Here is a 19,047-nt window from a genome sequence, read left to right as displayed (position 1 = left end):
GGGCAGCATGGAGCAAAGTCTACGTGCAGATATTGCGATCATTGGCGGAGGTGTAGGAGGATGTGCCGCAGCATTGGCGGCCTGCAGCCTAGGAAAAAGAGTATGTATGACGGAGGAATTCGATTGGATCGGGGGACAGCTGACGAGTCAGGCGGTGCCTCCGGATGAGCATAAATGGATTGAACAGTTCGGCTGTACGCGAAGCTATCGCAAATTCCGCGATCAGGTCAGAGGCTACTATCGCAGTCACTACCCGCTATCGGAGTATGGGCGTGCGGCGTACTATTTGAACCCTGGTAATGGGGGAGTGAGCCGTCTCTGTGCCGAGCCCCGAGTGATGCATGCCGTTTTGCAGCAGATGCTTGCGCCATTTATAAACAGCGGCAAGCTGACCATCCTTACTCGCTGTAAAATCATAAAAGCACATACGCAAGGAGACCGCATCCTGGCAGTAACCGTAAAAAAGGACGATGGAGAGCGACGGATCATCGAAGCCCCCTATTTTCTCGACGCGACGGAATGCGGGGACTTATTACCGCTTGCCCATGTCGAATATGTTACGGGAGCGGAGTCGAAACAGGAGACTCATGAGCCCCATGCACTGGACGGTCCTGCTGACCCTCAGGATATCCAGGCCTTCACCTGCTGCTTCGCCATGGATTATTTGGAGGGTGAACATCATGTCATTGACCGACCTAAGGATTACTCATTTTGGCGTTCCTTTCAAGCGCCTTTCTGGCCTAATCCGCAATTGAATTGGGTATCCCCTGACCCCAAGACGCTGGAACCGACGGAAGAGACGCTCTTCCCGGGTACGGACAAATACCCATTGTTCATCTATCGCCGAATAGTGGACCGGGCCAACTTCTTGCCGGGGACGTATGAATCGGATATTTCGTTAGTCAATTGGGCTCAAAACGATTACTTCCTGGGCAATATCTACGATGTGCCTGAGCAAGAAGCCAAGAAGCATCTGCACCAAGCCAAACAGCTGAGTCTATCCTTGCTCTACTGGCTGCAGACGGAAGCCCCTCGCCCAGATGGCGGTGCAGGTTACCCGGGACTTCGGCTGCGCCCTGATGTGGTGGGGACGGAGGATGGAATGGCCCAAGCACCGTATATCCGGGAATCCCGCAGAATCAAAGCTGAATTTACGGTTCTGGAGCAGCATGTGAGTGCTGCCGTTCGAGAAGAATGCGGGGCAGAAGAGTTCCCCGACAGCGTAGGAATAGGTTGCTATAGAATCGACCTGCACCCAAGCATGCGGGGGAGAAATTTCCTTGACATCTCCTCGGTGCCTTTTCAAATTCCGCTTGGGAGTCTAATTCCCAGAAGGGTTACCAATCTGCTGGCCGCATGCAAAAATATAGGGACCACCCATATTACGAACGGCTGCTACAGGCTTCACCCGGTAGAGTGGAATATCGGGGAATCTGCGGGATATACGGCGGCATTTTGCTTGGAACGAGGGTTGACCCCGAGCGAGGTGCGTGCAAGCGCAGAAAAGCTTAAAGAGCTGCAGGAACTGCTTACCGCTAATGGGGTTGAACTGGAATGGCCAAAAATCGGGGCGGTATAATAACGGATGATACGGCGGGTATGGCTATAGCGGGCTGGAAAGCAGCGAAGTATTATGTGTGGCTTCCATAGTAATTATAATTATTAATAAAAAGAAAAGACCCCGCCGGGGTCTTTTTCTCATAATAACATTATAAATTGTCTAGAAGATCATCGCTTTCAAAAATGACGCTTTACTGCCCGTATTCACTTTCCAGCACTTTCAACTGACCAAAGGCCCGCTCCTGAGCGGCCTCAATTTGGGTAGGCGCTTCTCCAGCTTCCGCCATGCGGCGCAGAAGTCTTTCTCTCATCACCTGCTTCACCTCCCGGTGAGCCTCGCTTTCGATAAGATTATGAAATTCCCAAGGATCTGCCTGCAAATCGTACAAAAATTCTTCTACGTACAGATCGCTGTAGCTATCTCGTATAGCATCCCGCTGGGGCGCGCTTACGCTGTATTTCCATCGCTTGGTACGGACGGCACGGCCGACCTGCGACTCGCTGATCTGAACGAACACCTCGCTCGGCCATTCGACCTCCTGACGCTTGACGAGCGGCAGGACGGAACGCCCCTGCATCTCGCTGGGTACCTTAAGCCCGGCTGCATCGAGCAAGGTCGGCGGCAGATCGATCAAGCTGACGAGCTCACGAATCCGTCCGCCTCCTTGAAAGCCGGGTCCCCATATCGCCCCCGGAATACGTATGGAGCTGTCATGGCAAGAGCGTTTGTACTCTCCATTGCGCGTTTTGAAATGACTTCCGTGATCGGAAGTAAAGAGAACGATGGTAGAGTCAGCCAGATCAAGGCTGATCAACGCATCCATTAAGCGGCCTAACGCTTCATCCAGACGTTTGACCATCCCATAATAACCGGGCAGATGACGCTGGGATGTGCCCCCGAGCTCCGCCAAATCGGGAGGCGTCCAAGCCGATATGTAAGAGTCTTCATACCCTGACGGCGCAGGGTAATCGTCTCTTCGGTTCTGATGATGTGGCTCCAGGAAGGAGAGGAACAGGAAGAACGGATCGTTCTGATGATCATTCACATAGCGAATGGCGGCGTCCGTCAATGCATCGACCCGGTAACCCGGAAGCTTGACCCGTTCATTGGCATTGTTGTACAGCACCGTATCGTAAGCGTCGGAGGTATGCTCGAGAGAATCGGCTGCGAGCCAATACTCGTATCCGCCGCGAAGCGTTTCCGGAACGGGCTCCGTTCTGGTTGATGCCAAATGCCATTTGCCGATATATCCGGTATGGTATCCGGCATCACGAAATTCGTGAGCCAGCGTACGAGAGTTCTCCGGGAGCGGAATCCCGTTGCGGTAACATCCGGTCGCCGTTGCATAACGTCCGGTTTGCAGGCAGGATCTCGCCGGTCCGCAGACAGGCTGGCAAGTGAAGGTATTGTACAAATGAGTTCCTTCCAGAGCCCATCGGTCAAAATGGGGAGTAAGCCCTAAGGGATTGCCGTGCAGTCCGGTCGTATCCCATCGCTGCTGATCTGTAAAAAATACAATGACATTCGGTTGTTGCTTCCTTTGCGGCATGGTTGGGAGCCCCTTTTCCTTATGCTTATTTCCTGCTTACGTTCTGAACAAAAGTTTACCCTTTGATCCCTGTCGTGGCAATGCCTTCCACAAAATAGCGCTGGAACAGGAAAAAGATTAGCAGGGGAGGCAGGATCGCCAACACGGACATCGACATAATTTGGTTCCAGGCTACCGTCCCTCCAGTCGAATCAATAGTCATGCGCAGCGCCAGGGAGACGGTATATTTTTTGACACTGTTGATGAAAATGAGCGAATTGAAAAAATCGTTCCACGTCCATATGAATTGAAAGATAGCCGCAGAGAAGAGTGCCGGCTTACAGAGCGGAAGCAGGATCCGAAACAAAATAGCTGCCGGGTTGCAGCCGTCCATAACCGCCGATTCATCTAGCTCTCGAGGAAGACCGCGGAAAAACTGAATCAGCATAAAGATAAAAAACGGATAACATGCAAAAATTGCCGGTACGATAAAGGGCAAATACCCGTCAAGCCACCCCAGATTGCGGAATATCAAGTATCTGGGAATAATAATAACCGCATGCGGAAGCATCAGCGTTGAGATCATAAGCGCGAACAGCGTGTTCTTGAGCGGAAATTGGAAGCGGGCAAAGCCGTAAGCCACCACCGCACTGGACAAGACGGTAAAAAAGACAGTCGGCACTACAAGCATCAATGTATTCAAGAAGAAGGTGCCGTAGGTAAATTGCCCCGTACCTTGCCAGCCTTTGCTATAAGAGTCCCAAACGAAGGTTTTTGGAAGCAGTGCCAAAGAACCGAATAAATCGCTGTTGGTTTTGAACGAACCGAAGAACAACCAGATCAGCGGATAAATCATGAGCAGACCAAAGGCCAGCAGAATTATATTTTTGACCAGCCTGCCTGCGAGCGTAGGCTGTTTCCCGTATTGCAGCATCATTAATTTTTCCCTCCGTCTTCATAATGCACCCATGATCTGGATGAACGAAAAATGATCAAGGTAAGGATCAGAATGATAGCAAACAGTACCCAGGATAAAGCGGAAGCATAGCCCATATGCAGCAGCTTGAAGGCGTCGTCATATATTTTCATCCCGATCAGGTACGTCGATTTCATGGGCCCGCCGTTCGTGACGACGAAAGCGGCGGTAAATTCCTGCAAGGCGCCGATGGTTTGCATGACCAGATTAAATAAGATGATCGGAGTCAGCAGCGGTACGGTAATGGAGACGAACATCCTCACTCTGCTTGCGCCGTCTACCATACCGGCTTCATATAAGTCGGAAGGGATTTGTTTTAGACCGGCGAGAAACAGGACCATAGAAGAACCGAATTGCCAGACGACCAAAAAGCTGATGGTCCATAATGCCACATTCGGGCTGCCCAGCCAATCGACCGAAGGGATATGAAGAAAGGCCAGCACCTGGTTAACGATGCCTTCGCGCATAAACAAGAAGCGCCAAAGGATCGAGATAGCGACGCTTCCGCCAAGAATGGAAGGCAAGTAATAGATGGTTCTATATACGTTAATGAATCTCCCTTTGGAATTCAGAATGATCGCCACAAGTAAAGCGAATGCCAGCTTAAGCGGCACTGCCATCAAGGTATACAGGAGGGTTACGCGCAAAGACGGGAAGAAGTCCTTGTCCTCCTTGAACATCGTCATATAATTTTGCAAGCCGACAAAATGCGTCGCTTTCACGATGGAGTAATCGGTGAACGAATAGTACAACGACAACAGCAGAGGATAGAGCTGAAACCCTGCAAATCCGATGATCCACGGAGAAATGAACAACAGTCCCCAAGCGGCATTCGTGAATCGCATTGACTGCTTCAATATACTGAACTCCCTTCTGTATTCAAACATGCCGGTCAGCTGATAGGAGAGAGAAAGCCGTCCAACCAGACAGCTTCTCTCACCAAGTGAACCATTTGTTTTACATAACTTCTATTTCTTTAACGCGGTAAGCTTCGAGCCATACGCTTTCAGGATTTCGTCTGCGGCTTGCTCCGGCGTCTCCTTCTGATAAATCAGCTTCTGCAACGTGTCTTTCGCAATTTGCGCGAGATCGGCATTGATACTGATTACGTTAGGAGCAATGGTCTTCTGTTTGGAGGCAAGATCAAGACCTTTAGTAATGTTCGGATCAAGCTGCTTCGCATCCTCCAAAGCTTTTCTAGCCGTGCTCGTCGCCGGTATACCGCGCTGTGCGCCAAGGATAAGCGCCGCATCTTTATCATTAACCATCCAATTGATAAATTTCACCGCTTCTTCCGCGTTCGGAGATGTTTTGTTTACCGCGAATCCGGTTCCCGCTGCGATTGGATTGCCGGATTGCAGCGCATTCGGAGCCATAGGGTAAGCCGCTACACCCAGCTTGCCGTCAGGCACGGATTGCTTATATTTATCGAAGGCGGAAATATAGTCGAACAACATGCCCACTTGTCCTTTAATCCATTTTGGATTCTGTTCCATCTTACCGACGAAGGCGGAGCTGTCCCCGAACGGCTCCAGAACCCCGTTCTTGTACAATTCGGAAAGATACGAAAGCCCCTTCGTCAAGGCAGCGTTATCGAACGCAGGAGTATAATCGTCATTGATCCAGTTCTTTCCGGTCATTTGGGCTACATAAGGCTGCAGGATCAATTTATAAATGACGTCGATATCGGCCGACAGCAGGTAAGCGTTTGGATCTTGGGCATGCACCTTCTTGCCGGTTTCCAGCAGGCTGTCCCAGGTCCATTCCGTTGTTTCCGGAATTCCGTACTTCTGGAAGAAAGCTTGATTATAGAATAAGGATGTAGCGGTGGCACCTGCCGGAGCCATAATCATCTTGTCCTTGTAAGTCGCAAAGTTGCTGAGAACAGAGGGATCGTAACCGCTGGTATCAAGCGATTTGGACTGCTTTAAATCCAGCAAAAAATCATACATGTCGTTATCCCATTCATAGGTGAACTGGAATAAGTCGGGTGCGGTGCTTCCGGCGAATTGGGTCAATAATTTGTTGTAAAAGCCGTCGAAGCCCGTATATTCCGCTTCGATTTTGACATTTGGATGCAGCTTGGTATAAGCATCGATGGCCTTCAGCGTCGCCTGGTGGCGGGTGTCGTTGCCCCACCAGCTGAATCTTAACGTGATGGGCTTCGTGCCATCCGCACTTCCTTTCTGTGCAGAATCATTGGCTGAATTACCTCCACAAGCGGCCAAAGTAATCCCCATGACAGAACACATAACGAGACTGGTAATTCCCTTGAGCGTTTTCTTCAATTTTTATTCTCCCCCAAATCTTTAGTATTGGTTACGCTTTCATCATAGCATCGAAAACAAAGACAAAAAAAGGTCTCCTCCTATTGATTACGTTTTCATTTTTTTGTATCGTTGGGGAAAAGTATCATAATTTTGGATATGACACTGTCGAATTTCTGCTATAATGGTACCGGAGGTGAGTCGGATGTACAAGCTTTTGGCTGCTGATGATGAAGAGGATACCCGGGATACGCTATGCAACTGCTTTCCTTGGGAGTCGGTTGGCTTTACGGTTGTACAGCAAGTCAGCAATGGGCTGGAGGCGCTGTCGTATTTGGAATCGAATCCCGTTGATGCGCTTCTGTGCGATATTCGAATGCCGGTGATGTCCGGGCTGGAGCTATGCAAGCAGATTCACGAGCGGAGACTGGGGGTTCGCATCGTGCTGCTCAGCGCATATCGCGATTTCGAGTATGCCAGGGAAGCGATGACCTATGGAGTTTCCCACTATATGCTAAAGCCGGCTAAATACGATGACATCGTCAACGTGTTTACACAGCTCAAGACAGTTCTTGATGAGGCGAAATCAGGTTTTGAAGCAGGGGGAATGGGGAACAGCGAACCACTGTCTGGCTTTACGGATCCCGTTATTTCCAGCATCGTGAAAAGCGTGAACCAGGATTACCGCACCATTACCCTGCAGCAGGCATCCGAAACGGTTGAAATGAATACAAGCTATGTAAGCGTATATTTCAAGAAAAAAACGGGGATGCATTTCTCGGAATATGTCCTGAAGGTGAGAATGGAGAAAGCTGCGGAGCTGTTAAAGCACGGACATATGAAAGCGTTTGAAGTCAGTGAAGCTGTGGGCTACGCTAATCCTAAAAACTTTATCCGAGCTTTTAAGCAATATCACGGCATAACCCCGGGGCAGTTCAAAAATGGGCGTTAATCTGAATAAGCCGCATATCGGAAGATCATTAAAAATCAAATTTTTTGTCAACAACTTGAGGAATATTTTGGCCCTGTGTTTAATTCCTCTTCTGCTGCTGGGCTCTTTATCCATCGTCATCTCCCAGCGGTACACGCGTGTTGATGCCGAGCAGAATCAGGAGAAGCTGTTAAATCAATATAATGAGCTATTTCAGGTTGTTGCATCGGAGATCGATTCTCTCAGCCTGTCCTTTAATACCAATCCTAAAATTGCGGATAAGCTTTACAATATTCTTTCGAAATCCAACTATTCCTACGAGGATGCGGAATCGTTATTTTATCTCAAGCATATTATCGATGTGTCGGCCAACTCCAGACCTTATGTTCACTCTATCTACGTCTACTATCCGAATGACCAGCAGCGTTTTCTAAGCTCGCGTGAAGGACTGGTCAATCTGCAATCTTATCTGGATAAAAGCTGGTATGACAGTTACTTGAACCTTGCGGATACGGCGGGATTCACGACAGAGGTTCGCAGTCTGCACAACTATGCTTTCGAGAGCACCCCGACCGATGTTGTAAGTATTTACAAATTGATTAATGACAGGAACAATGTCAGCAAGAAGGGGGTTATCGTTCTGAACCTGTCCCCCGACTATTTTATCAAATCATTCCCGTCTTTAAGCGAATATCCGAACCGGAGCTTTTATATCACCGATGATCATAACCGGGTTATCATGCAATCCGGGGGCACTGCATATGACCAAATGCTATCGTCTCTGCGCCTGCCCGGACAATTCGATACGCTTCAGCAGGATAACGGAATTTATCATCTCACGGTCAAAAAAGCACCGAGGTTAAACTGGAATTTGATTTCAGTCGTCCCGCGCAAGTCATTGTACAGCTTATCGTTTACCTTGATCGTCATCACTTGTCTGCTGTCAGTTGCGGCCTTGGCATTATGTGCACTTGCCGCCTTATGGCTGACAGGCAAAAATTACCGTCAAGTCTACGGGATTCTGCACTTGCTCGAATCAGCGGACGCTCCCGACACACCGGACACGATGGAGGCCAATCCGAACCAAGGGCATGATATCTATGCATTCATCATCACCCATATCCTGGAAAGCTTCCTTGAGCAAAAATATTTGAAGATCCAGCTTTCCGAGCGGTTATACCGGATGCAGGCACTGGAATTTAAAGCGCTGCAATCCCAAATCAATCCTCATTTTCTGTATAATACGCTGAATTCGATATACTGGAAGACCTTTCAATTGACAGGCTCTACGAATGCCCCAAGCCGCATGATTGAGCTGTTGACAGCCATCCTGCAATATACTCTCGATTCCTCAGCGAAGGTCGTCCGGTTAGAGGAGGAGATCGCACACACTGTCAGCTATGTTGAAATTCAGCAAATCCGCTATAAAGACCGGTTTCAGGTCATTTGGGACGATATCGGGCCTTTCTCCGATTGCGAAGTAGTGAAGCTAAGCATGCAGCCGCTGCTTGAAAATAGCATCCAATACGGGATGGAGCATACGTCCCGCCTGCTGGTCAAGTTCAAGTTCCGCGTACAGCACGGTACGCTTAAGGTAACTATAATTGACAACGGAGGCGGGATAGGGAAGCAGCAGCTTGCGCAAATCCGTTCAGTGCTTGATTCTGACGAGGATTCCGGCCGTCATATCGGGCTGAGCAATACCAATAAACGTATTATGCTGCAGTACGGAGAAACCAGCGGAATCAAGATTCTCAGCAGGAAGGGATGGGGTACTGCAGTCACGCTGCATTTCCCGCAGCCATCGGCTGCTCAAGCAGATACGATCCCCATGAACGATATGGGGAATTGACTTCACAACACGGGATAAATAAAGAATCATCCCTAAGAGATCGATTCACTATATCGGTACCGCATTCTTTCTCTGAAAGTATGATATATTTACCTATATATTCCTTACGGCTTTATATTAAGGAGGGATCCTTTGCATATTTTATGGGACTTTGACGGAACTTTGTTCGACACGTATCCTGTTTATACTGAGATTATGTATGAAGTTATGGAGGAAAGGGTTTCGAAAGAGGAGATTTTAAACCATTTGAAGCTCTCATTCTCTCATACTATTAAGCAATTCGGTTTAGGAGAACAGCAGTTGAACCGGATTTTTACAAAGGAACGTGATCTGCATCCTAGCCACATGAAGCCATTTCCTTTCGTAGAAGCCATTTTGAAATTGGCAGAGGTAAATGTCATTATGACACATAAACCGCGGATAGAGGTACTGCCTATATTGGAGTATTACGGTTGGATGCATTATTTTGCAGAGATAGTGGCTGGCGGTGATGGCTATCCAAGTAAGCCTAATCCGGAGTCGTACAAGTATTTGCATGACAAGTATAAGCTCGATTTGGTTATTGGAGATCGGGAGATTGATATTCTACCGGGAAGGCACATCGGGCTCCGAACCTGCTTATTTCAGAATCACGCTCCCGGGGCGGATCTGTATGTGAATGACTATGAAGAGCTCTATTCTCAATTGATAAGTGAAGGGGGAGGCAGAGTATGAATGTGATAATGTTAGGGCTGCCTGGAGCGGGTAAAGGAACACAGGCCAAGTTCATTGCCGAGAGTCAACGTATTCCGCATATTTCAACCGGCGATCTGTTCAGACAAGCGTATCAGGATCAGACTAAGCTTGGAATTTTGGCCAAAGAGTATATGAGTAAAGGCGGACTTGTGCCTGATGATGTGACGATTGGGATTGCACTGAACCGATTGGAACAAGCAGATTGCGAACATGGCTTTTTATTAGACGGATTTCCAAGAAATATTGCACAGGCCATATCCTTAAGGGAGTATTTAATTAATAAATCGTCAAGCGTTGATCATGTCATTTACGTTGAAGTGAATGAAGACGTTCTGGTAGAGCGGCTAACCGGGAGACGGGTATGCAGTAAATGCGGGGAGACGTACCATATCATAAATAACCCTCCGGCCCAACCTGGACTCTGCAGTACATGCTGGCATCCTTTGATTCAGCGGGAGGATGATTCCGAGGATACGGTAAGGGAGCGTCTCAACGTGAATAAGGAATTGACTTTACGTTTATGCGAGTTTTATAACTCAGAAGGAACGTTAAGAACGGTAGATGGATTAAGGCCTATGGATGAAGTGACCGCACAAATTAAAAAAGTGATAGGACCTTAAAAATATATGCTCAGTAAGGTATAAGTGGTAAGAAGGCACAGGTTCTAGGACCTGTGTTTTTTAATCATATAAGAATTGATATGTTATTGGTTTTTGGGAAACAGGGCTCGAAAAATGCTGACTACATATAAACAGGAGTGTAACAATGATTCCAAACACAGAAAAGCTTATACAACTGTTGAGATCCGGCCAAAAGATAGATGCAACCGTTCTTGAATCCTATTGCCGTATAACCGCTAAGTACGGAAACCGGGAAGATGCAGCGGCTTTGTTTCATATGTTCACAGAGCATCCTTCCGATTACAGGTACGCGCTGCTGCTTGACCCTGTTATGAGATGCGGAGACTTCGCCATGGCGGAGGAGATCGCCCGTTTTTGCTTTGAACATGGACAGCTTAAGGAAGAAATGCCTGGTGACATTCTTCATGTGATGGGGTATATGGGGTATGAGAAATATATCGACTATATGGTCGATTGCATCGGTACTAACGATTGGCATCTGTGCACAAATGCTTGTCTCGGGCTATTGCACCTTCCTTGTGAATCGCATCGGGAGCGGCTGGAGAGTGAGCTGGAAAAGGTATATGGGCAGCCGCTTTTCCCTGAATTTTTACCCGCTTTGAGCTTTAAATTCACTAATGAAAAAATCGTACCAAGGCTGGTTGCATGGGGTGAGCAGGCTTCGACGGATTGTAATGCGGGGCTGGTTCTCGGCATTTCCATGTTTGGCAGTACGCAGAAAAAGCAAATAAAATCTATATTAATGGAACCGTTTTGGGAAATGTACAGCATTGGAACGGGGAGCCATTGGTGGGGCTATATGTCCATGCAAATGGTCGAGCTAACGTTCAGTGAGCTCATCTCGGATATCAAAGCCCGGATACCTGTTGTTCAGAAGCATGCAGACCACATCCCTGATGAACAAACGATGGAACACTGGCTTTATGTTTTGCACGACCTGTTGGAATTGAAGCTGGCTGATGTTCCGCATCCTGTAAGGTTTTCCCCGCACAATCAAGAGTCTGTCATTGATCTTTTCCAGGAGCTGTTTCAATGGGGTAACGAGCATACGGATGATACGTTGACAGGCAGAATCAGCACTTTCTTGGGATACGATCATCCGTTGATGGAAAAGTATATGCAATTAAGAGCGAGAATGGAAATGGGCATAAAGCAAGAATTAGAATTACAGGTCTGGGCAAGCGGCGGCAAATATCTTACCTGAGGAAGAAGTAAGCTCGGCCTGATTTTGGATATTTATACGGATTCGGACCGGGAAATCTCGAGCCCACTCTTGCACGGAATTATTGCTAATACTTGACAATGCCCCTTTGCATACACTACAATCCGTAGTGTAATAATTTTTTACATAAATATAGTATACCATTTCTTAGTGGAGGTTGGCTTGATGAAGGTACAAATGGCAACGATAGCAGCCCTCGTTACTGCAGCATTAGCCTTATCCGGATGCAGCGCTAAATCCGCGACGGAAGGACAAGCGCCGCCGGCTGCCTCAAGCTCGAATCAGGTGACGCAGCCGCAAGGCTCAGCTGCTCCTGCAAGTCCATCGCCGACCCCAGCGGCAGGCGGCGATAGCAAGTCGTCATCCGCCACAGCCATTAACGCGGAATCGCTTGTCAAACAAAATTGTATTGCCTGTCATGGCGATACGCTGGATGGCAAAGGAAGCGAGAAGAAAAATCTTCAAAAGATCGGTTCAAAAATGAATCAAGAACAGCTGGTTAATCAAATTACGAACGGCGGGGGCGGCATGCCGGGCTTCAAGAGCAAGCTGAAGGAAGAAGAAATTACGGCCATCGCTGCATGGCTTGAAGCCAAAAAATAACCGGAAAGGCGGCCCACTTCCTATGAAGCGGAGCCGCCTGGTTTTCATTTATCCTGCCATTAAATTTTTGGCATCCTGCGGACTAAAGACAGAGATGTGATCCACCTTGCCAGTAGAGGAGGGAATAATAAATTTCAATTGAAATTGATCGTTTGCCTGGTAAACATATATCGTTTCGGTTTTATTAGCGATCGTATCGTCAGGTTGTCCTAAGGCGGATTTGATCTGAGAGAAGCCCAGTTCATGAAGCTTCGAATCATAGGATCGAACATCGAAAATAAGGCTTCCTTTATTAAAACCGAAGGCGGCTTTATGCTTGCCGTAGGTTGAATAGATACCTGACCCCGCTGTATCCTTCTGATCCGGCTTCCCCCAATCTTCCTCTACCTGATCGATCAGGCTCTTATGTGCTGCGTAATCGAAGCCGGGTACCTTCCCTTTCTTTGCCTGTTCCATGATTTGCAGCACGTAAGCTTGAGTCCCGTTAACCTGCGGCGGCTTCCCGCTGCTTTGGACATTCGTTGAGCCTGAAGCGGCCCCCTTGACGTCCTGTCCCGATGTTTGGGGAGCTGTTGAGCCAGGATCGGGTGACGGCGTTGGTGTTGGTGCTGGAGCCGGTGATTGGGTACTAGGTTCCTGCGAAGCTGCAGCGGGCTTCTCTGTAGAGCTGCAAGCGGTCAGTGCAGCGGCTAACATGGTGGCCGATAAGGTTATGATTAGAAGATGTCTGGATGATTTAGGCATATGGATTCTCCCTTGAGTTAGGTCTCTCTTTTATTACACCCTATCAGACGGCTCGAATCATCAATAAGTTGCAAAAAGGGATTCATCAAGGACAGGCCCTAGGCGTCTAAACGGGATTCCCGTTGTCCATAATAGTAACGTCGTTGATATTACAGACACGGACAGGGGGAATGAATCTTGCTATCGGTTCATTGGAGATTGGCAGAGCTCTGGACACTGCAAAAACAAAGGGGACTGACAGAGGAAGAAGAGTCCGAAGTGAACGCTTGCCTCCATTACAATGCGATTTATGCGAGGAAGCTTGCGGGATTGTACAATCTGTCTCTTGCTGCATCTATGGTCAAGGACACTGCCTGGCAGCATGAAATATGTCAAGCAATTGAAAAGCTGCAAAACCAGGGAGGGGCATCCCCTGAGTTTACATTATAATTGCAACTTCACAGCCTGCTACAACGTGAGAAAGGGTGAAGGTTCCCTAAGGAGCCCTCACCCTTTTTCAACATCATTCGAATCCGACCGCCAAGCAGCTGATTTCAAGCTTCGAAGCCGAAGTCCTGCCTTTAAGGGCTTCTTCACCTTTTAAAATTCTTAGACAGCTTTGGGCCGTTTGGCTATTTCTTCGGTCACAACGAAAGCTAAATCCTCATTCCCATACAAAGATAACACACCAAGAACCGTTTCATCCGGGAGTTCACCTGCTTCTTCCTTTGATACAGTCAGATCAATAGCTTGCAGGAGAAGAGTGTTGGCCGACTGATCCGGGTATGCACGGAGATACAGTGCTGCAGGGTCCAGATCATTATTAATACACCATTGGGCGAAAACAAGAATCATCATTTGCTCGTCCTGCTGATAATTTTTTATTATTTGTTCTTCCATTTCTTTGCGGCTCATTGAAAAATCTCCTTATCATCGGTAATATAGGTTTCATTATAACGAAAGTTCAGGTGGAATCACAATGATCATGAATGAAAAAATAAAAGCGTCAGAGGTTCAACTGACAGGTATTAACGGGGAGGATTTGGGTGTTGTCCCCACATCGGAGGCTTTGGCGATGGCCAAGAAGCTGAAGGTAGATCTGATCTGTACTTCTCTGATGAGCAGCCCTCCTCCGTGTAAGCTGGAAGGTGCAGGTACCGCCAAGCAAGAAGCCCAGCAGGCCAAGAGAAAAGAAAATAAAATACCCAAGCTTAAAGAAATCCGGCTTACGCCTCAGATTGAAGAGCATGATTATGATACGAAAAGGCTGCAGGCAGAAAGAATTTTGACATCCGGCGATGCGGTCGTATTTACCATAAAGATCCAGGGCAAGGAAGGTGCACAAGCCAAGGAGCTGCTCGAATCACTGATCAAGGACCTTAAGCCATTTGGAACTAAAAAGACGGGGATTCAGCTCAGCGGGAAGCTGGCGACCGTTCAGCTCGATCCTAAATAAGACGTATCATCATAAAGTACAAGGGCAGCAACATACAGTTGAAGAGAAGAAGGAACGTTACATTCGAATGTCAGGCTTGAAGGAGTGAATAGGAGAGTGCTGCATAAAGTAAAAGCTCTGGGGACGGAGATGAATTATGCGATCCTATCCGGATTTTCCGTATTTCTTGTGTTTATCCTTCATCTCATTCACTGGTTAATGGCTCCAATTTTGCTTGGGGCCATGGAGATGCACGAGCATCATCATGGCGCGGGGGAGCCATTGTCGGTACAAACCATTCTGTTCACAGTAGCGCTTCTTGCCGTTAACGTTGCCGGGATGTATTTTGCCGTGCGGCAGCTCATGCTGGCATGGAAGCAGCGCAAACGGGGCATGCATACGTATATTTGCTGTTCGATATCTATGGTCGTTTTGATTGTCGGTATTTACAGTATCATTGTATAGTCTAATAGAATTCGGTCCCCGCCATTAAGTGCAGCTGGAAGCAGCCTGCACTTTTTATCATTATAACAGGAGCTCTCCGTAAAGCATCTGAATCCGCTTGTAAAGCCATGGCCTCACTTTGTGGGGTTATTTTATTTTTGCGGCTAAGAGTCAAAGATAGTAGAATTGTGGAAGGAAAAGATCGACGAGACGTGTCCTTCCCCAAATAACGTTATTGGCGAGGGTCCAGGGCATAATGTCAGATTAATAATATGACGAACATACATTCTTATTGCTACAATTACCAATTCATAATAAGATAACGACAGGAGATGATCAGATGAATAAAGGTTCGTTATCTTTTCAAACTGTGAAGCGCAAGCAGATCGTCGATGATGTGGTGGAGCAGCTTCAACGCAAAATTTCACTTGGAGAGCTGTCTCCAGGTATGCAGATTCCTACCGAACCGGAGCTGATGGAGCAGTTTGGCGTAGGCCGGTCGACCATTCGCGAAGCCGTCCGTGTACTTGTATCTGCCGGCCTTCTGGACAAAAGGCAGGGTCATGGAACGTTTGTATGCCAGCAAAAGCCTATTCAGGAGCCGCTCGATTACAGGCTGCGGCGGGCAGAGATTTTGGAGGTCTACGAGGTACGCCGCATGATGGAGATCGAGGCTGCCCGTTTGGCCGCCGACAGACGGGATGATGAGGATTTGCGAGTGATGCGCGAGCTGCTCGATCAACGCCAAGCCGCCATAGACTCAGGCCGGGTGAAGGAATATCTGGATGCGGATATAGCCTATCATATCGCTGTGGCTGCCGCTACCAAAAATGCCGTTTTGGCGGATATGTACCGTATCTTCTCGGAAGTGCTCCGTCATTCTCTGGAAAATCTCGTTAACCATCCGCAATATAATCAATATTACACGGAGCAGCATGAGAAAATATACGAGGCAATCCGTGATAAAGATGTGCAGGCAGCGGAGCTGTACAGCATGCAGCATTTGGATGGGACGAGGACAGAGCTGGAGGAGCATATCAAAAGCTAATTTTTTTAAGATCAAACATCAGATGATAAGATGTATTAGTTTGGGATTAAACATCTGATGATATGCTGTATGAAGAGGGAATAGAATTTAAGCTTGAAGGAATAGGAGTGAGAGACAGTTATGAATCAACAAGCGGTATTGCGTCAACCCTCAACCACCATCTTTTCCGTGTTATTCGCCATCAGCTTCGTGCATTTTTTGAATGATGCCATCCAGTCCGTCATTCCGGCTATGTTTCCAATTTTACGGGATTCCTTGAAACTGAGCTTTGCCCAAATAGGCTGGATCGGCTTTACGCTTAACATGACAGCCTCTGTGATTCAGCCTGTAATAGGATTGTACACGGACTCTCGGCCGAAGCCGTATTTGCTGCCGATAGGAATGATATTCTCACTTACGGGCGTGATAGGCCTTGCTTATGCTCCGTCATTCATCATGCTCTTGCTATTCGTGATTCTCATCGGGATAGGCTCAGCCGTGCTGCACCCGGAATCCTCCAGGGTAGCTCATCTTGCCGGAGGGAATCGCAAAGGGCTCGCACAATCGATATTTCAGGTAGGGGGGAATACCGGTCAGGCCCTCGCTCCGGTGATGGCCGCACTTATTTTTATCCCTCTGGGTCAGCAAAGCATTCTGTGGTTTACGCTCGCTGCGGGAGCCGCCATTATCATACAGCTCTATGTGTCGAGATGGTACGGCACTCATTTGCAAAACAATAGCAGGGTGAATGCGGCAGTCCATCCAAACGAACGTGGTGCAAGGCTGTCTAAAGGAACCGTTGCCGTCGCGTTAGCGGTACTTGTTTCTTTGCTGTTTTCCAAATTCGTCTATATGGCGAGCATGACCGGCTATTACGCTTTTTTCCTGATGGAACGGTTTCATATGACCGTGCAGGACGCTCAATACTATTTGTTCGCTCTGCTCATTGCCGGAATGCTCGGGACTTTGGCCGGAGGACCGCTGGCGGATCGTTTCGGAAGGCGCAACACGATCTGGTTCTCGATCCTGGGTACGGCTCCGTTCTCCATCCTCTTGCCATTTGCCGGCCCGGTATGGTCCATGGTTTTGTGCATATGCATTGGTCTTATCCTTCTGTCCGGCTTTTCGGTTATCGTCGTGTATGCCCAGGAGCTGCTGCCTGGTAAAGTAGGCACAATTGCGGGCTTGTTCTTCGGTCTTGCTTTTGGACTTGGTGGAATCGGTTCAGCGCTTCTAGGCTATTTGGCGGACTCGGCGGGTCTGGATATTGTTATCAAAGTCAGCGCGTTTTTACCGCTTCTTGGGCTTCTGGCGATTCTGCTGCCCTCGGACGCCAAGCTGTCCGGCAGGTAAATCAATGACTCTTCATGATTAGGATTTGCTTGTGTGAAGAGTGGGTAAGAAAAGATAGTGCTTCGTGCTGGAGGTTCGACTGCATCATCTCCTGATGCTTGTATAGAAATTCCATTTTTACATACGATATGAAAAACGGTTGTCCGAGGAGGTTCGATGAGTAATGAGTGAAGCCAAGAGCAAGCGGGAAAACAGTCAAGAGATGCCGGTCGGCATCAATCAGCCGCTGTATCAATCCGATATTGCTGCGACAGATCTAATCAGCGATGCCGTGGAGGAAATGATGGATGAGATTGAGGAGGAGTTCACAGACCATGAGCAGGAAAACAATCAATAATTCGCCGGCTCCGTGTATAAAATGGCGGGAATAGGTGAATACATGGTTAATGTGTACAACACCTTCTGCTTAAACCGCAGTATGACATGTAACTTTCGTGTCTGCTGCGGTTTTTCCTTTTCACATATATTCTATATGGAAAATGTAGTTTATAATGAAATAGAAAATCAATGAACGACAGAAAGAAGCTGCCTTATGATACAGAACAAAAGCGTCGTTATTCTTGCGGTCTTTTATGCTTTCATTTATATGAGCACGGGATCGTTCTCTTCCTACATAGGGGTTTATTTCACGGAACAAGGGATAGGACATACCGATATCGGGGTTCTTACATCTATCGGAGCGGTTGTCGGGTTGTTTGCGCAGCCCATATGGGGCTTGGCGGGTGACAGATCCCGAACCAAAAATCGGATCTTAATTCTTTGCACCTTGCTATCCGGATTGGCGGTATGGCTGATCCCTTGGGCGGGAACTATGTTCTGGCCCTTGCTATTCGGCATGGCCATGTTCAGCCTATTCCAGATTGCCATCAACCCTTTGAGCGATGCCATCACGCTTGAGCTGTCTTCGAAGGGGGTTGTGAGATTCTCGACGATTCGTACGTTCGGATCTGTAGGGTACGCTGTAATCTCGATAGCGGCCGGATGGCTGTTCGCGCGGCATATTGATACGATCTTCATGGTAACCTCGTTCATCATGCTGGGCTGCTTCTTGCTATCTCTTGGCATTCCCAAGGTAGCCGGTCATCAAAGCGGCAAAAAGAAGGTCAAGCTGTCGGAAATTTTTCGCAGCAAGCCGCTGATGGTACTGTATGGCTTTACTCTCGTGCTTTCTACAACCATGGGCTTCCTGTGGGCGTTTCAAGCGATTTACAGCAAGGAGCAGGGGATCAGCATGGAAGTGATCGGAATCGGTCTCGCAATCGGTTCTTTCACGCAATTTCCGTTTATGATATTTTTTCAAAAGCTGTATGACCGGTTCGGCATTCGGAATATCTTGTTGTTTTCCGGGTTCATTCATGTCATCCGATGGTGCCTGTATTCCTTTGCCTTAACGCCTTTTACGTATTTGCTTAGCTGGGTGCTTCACGGCGGAACGTACATTATGTTCTATATGTGCCTAGCCGAATATGTGAACAGGCATGTAATCAAGGAGTTGAAGGCAACGGGGCAAATGCTGAATTCCGTGATACAGCTAAGCGTAGGCAAAATCATTGGCGGTATGCTTGGAGGCGTGTACGCTGCTAAATACGGCTTCCATCAATCATTTATCGTGTTAGCCATTATTGCTGCGGCTTCAACCCTTGTGTTCTACGGGGTATGCAGATATTACAGATTATTTACGGAACAACCGTCACCTAGACAATCCAGAGGCTCAACCGGTATGACCGGATCGGCGTGACAACCATTCCC

The 19,047-nt window shown here is 47.9% G+C and carries 20 protein-coding genes; 14 read left to right on the top strand and 6 right to left on the bottom strand.

The features are described from left to right. The first annotated feature begins 7 nt into the window (after positions 1–7). Complete coding sequence (locus B1728_RS18480) at positions 8–1,579, top strand: FAD-dependent oxidoreductase (RefSeq protein ID WP_079911937.1); 1,572 nt, start codon at positions 8–10, stop codon at positions 1,577–1,579. Positions 1,580–1,751: 172 nt separating this feature from the next. On the opposite strand, the gene B1728_RS18475 is transcribed toward B1728_RS18480, so the two are convergent. The 4 genes from B1728_RS18475 to B1728_RS18460 form a co-directional block, all read right to left on the bottom strand. Next, positions 1,752–3,110: a sulfatase family protein gene (locus B1728_RS18475; RefSeq protein WP_144027911.1), complete on the bottom strand. Its 1,359-nt coding sequence runs from the start codon at positions 3,108–3,110 to the stop codon at positions 1,752–1,754. A 55-nt stretch (positions 3,111–3,165) separates the two neighbouring features. Continuing rightward, positions 3,166–4,026 (bottom strand): carbohydrate ABC transporter permease, encoded by an 861-nt coding sequence (locus B1728_RS18470; RefSeq protein ID WP_079911830.1) that lies wholly within the window; start codon positions 4,024–4,026, stop codon positions 3,166–3,168. Continuing rightward, positions 4,026–4,922 (bottom strand): carbohydrate ABC transporter permease, encoded by an 897-nt coding sequence (locus B1728_RS18465; RefSeq protein WP_256865412.1) that lies wholly within the window; start codon positions 4,920–4,922, stop codon positions 4,026–4,028. Before B1728_RS18465 ends, B1728_RS18470 begins: the two co-directional genes overlap by 1 nt. 111 nt (positions 4,923–5,033) lie before the next feature. After that, the gene (locus B1728_RS18460) at positions 5,034–6,353 is read right to left on the bottom strand and encodes an ABC transporter substrate-binding protein (protein ID WP_079911827.1); all 1,320 of its coding nucleotides are present in this window, start codon (positions 6,351–6,353) and stop codon (positions 5,034–5,036) included. Positions 6,354–6,537: 184 nt separating this feature from the next. On the opposite strand from B1728_RS18460, the gene B1728_RS18455 reads away from it, so the two are divergent. The 6 genes from B1728_RS18455 to B1728_RS18430 all read left to right on the top strand — a co-directional run bounded on the left by B1728_RS18455 (position 6,538) and on the right by B1728_RS18430 (position 12,316). Then, positions 6,538–7,284 carry a response regulator transcription factor gene (locus B1728_RS18455; protein ID WP_079911825.1) on the top strand — a complete coding sequence of 249 codons (747 nt, stop codon included), beginning with the start codon at positions 6,538–6,540 and terminating at the stop codon, positions 7,282–7,284. After that, positions 7,274–9,115: a sensor histidine kinase gene (locus tag B1728_RS18450; RefSeq protein ID WP_079911824.1), complete on the top strand. Its 1,842-nt coding sequence runs from the start codon at positions 7,274–7,276 to the stop codon at positions 9,113–9,115. The genes B1728_RS18455 and B1728_RS18450 overlap by 11 nt, the downstream gene beginning before the upstream one ends. Positions 9,116–9,247: 132 nt before the next feature. After that, entirely contained in the window at positions 9,248–9,829 is a 582-nt protein-coding gene (locus B1728_RS18445) for an HAD-IA family hydrolase (RefSeq protein ID WP_079911823.1), read from the top strand. After that, positions 9,826–10,470: an adenylate kinase gene (locus B1728_RS18440; protein WP_079911822.1), complete on the top strand. Its 645-nt coding sequence runs from the start codon at positions 9,826–9,828 to the stop codon at positions 10,468–10,470. Before B1728_RS18445 ends, B1728_RS18440 begins: the two co-directional genes overlap by 4 nt. A 145-nt stretch (positions 10,471–10,615) precedes the next feature. Further along, on the top strand, positions 10,616–11,695 hold the full coding sequence (locus B1728_RS18435) for a hypothetical protein (protein WP_079911820.1): 1,080 nt from the start codon (positions 10,616–10,618) through the stop codon (positions 11,693–11,695). A gap of 183 nt (positions 11,696–11,878) precedes the next feature. Continuing rightward, positions 11,879–12,316, top strand: a complete 438-nt coding sequence (locus B1728_RS18430; protein ID WP_256865411.1) for a c-type cytochrome — start codon at positions 11,879–11,881, stop codon at positions 12,314–12,316. Between the two features lie 48 nt (positions 12,317–12,364). Here B1728_RS18430 and B1728_RS18425 read toward each other — a convergent pair whose 3' ends face one another. Next, on the bottom strand, positions 12,365–13,060 hold the full coding sequence (locus B1728_RS18425) for a YjgB family protein (protein ID WP_079911818.1): 696 nt from the start codon (positions 13,058–13,060) through the stop codon (positions 12,365–12,367). A 177-nt stretch (positions 13,061–13,237) separates the two neighbouring features. Between B1728_RS18425 and B1728_RS18420 the strand changes: the two genes are divergently transcribed. Beyond that, positions 13,238–13,489: a DUF7667 family protein gene (locus tag B1728_RS18420; protein ID WP_079911817.1), complete on the top strand. Its 252-nt coding sequence runs from the start codon at positions 13,238–13,240 to the stop codon at positions 13,487–13,489. 159 nt (positions 13,490–13,648) lie between these two features. On the opposite strand, the gene B1728_RS18415 is transcribed toward B1728_RS18420, so the two are convergent. Next, entirely contained in the window at positions 13,649–13,954 is a 306-nt protein-coding gene (locus B1728_RS18415) for a hypothetical protein (RefSeq protein WP_079911816.1), read from the bottom strand. Between the two features lie 64 nt (positions 13,955–14,018). Between B1728_RS18415 and infC the strand changes: the two genes are divergently transcribed. From infC to B1728_RS18390, 6 genes are all read left to right on the top strand, one after another. Beyond that, complete coding sequence (gene infC, locus B1728_RS18410; protein ID WP_079911815.1) at positions 14,019–14,495, top strand: translation initiation factor IF-3; 477 nt, start codon at positions 14,019–14,021, stop codon at positions 14,493–14,495. 96 nt (positions 14,496–14,591) lie between these two features. After that, a complete protein-coding gene (locus tag B1728_RS18405) occupies positions 14,592–14,939 on the top strand; it encodes a hypothetical protein (protein ID WP_079911813.1) in 348 nt (115 codons plus the stop codon). Positions 14,940–15,258: 319 nt separating this feature from the next. Further along, complete coding sequence (locus B1728_RS18400) at positions 15,259–15,966, top strand: FadR/GntR family transcriptional regulator (RefSeq protein ID WP_079911812.1); 708 nt, start codon at positions 15,259–15,261, stop codon at positions 15,964–15,966. A 120-nt stretch (positions 15,967–16,086) separates the two neighbouring features. After that, a complete protein-coding gene (locus B1728_RS18395; protein WP_079911810.1) occupies positions 16,087–17,298 on the top strand; it encodes an MFS transporter in 1,212 nt (403 codons plus the stop codon). A gap of 163 nt (positions 17,299–17,461) precedes the next feature. Next, positions 17,462–17,635, top strand: coding sequence for a hypothetical protein (locus B1728_RS36320; RefSeq protein WP_179136076.1), 174 nt, complete (start codon positions 17,462–17,464; stop codon positions 17,633–17,635). 195 nt (positions 17,636–17,830) lie between these two features. Further along, positions 17,831–19,036, top strand: a complete 1,206-nt coding sequence (locus B1728_RS18390) for an MFS transporter (RefSeq protein WP_079911808.1) — start codon at positions 17,831–17,833, stop codon at positions 19,034–19,036. Positions 19,037–19,047: the final 11 nt, after the last annotated feature.

The sequence above is a fragment of the Paenibacillus sp. 32352 genome (assembly GCF_002042965.1).
Taxonomy (GTDB): Bacteria; Bacillota; Bacilli; order Paenibacillales; family NBRC-103111; genus Paenibacillus_S; species Paenibacillus_S vulneris.
Note: the sequence above shows the minus strand (reverse complement) of the source record. Positions and strands in the feature narration are given on the sequence as shown.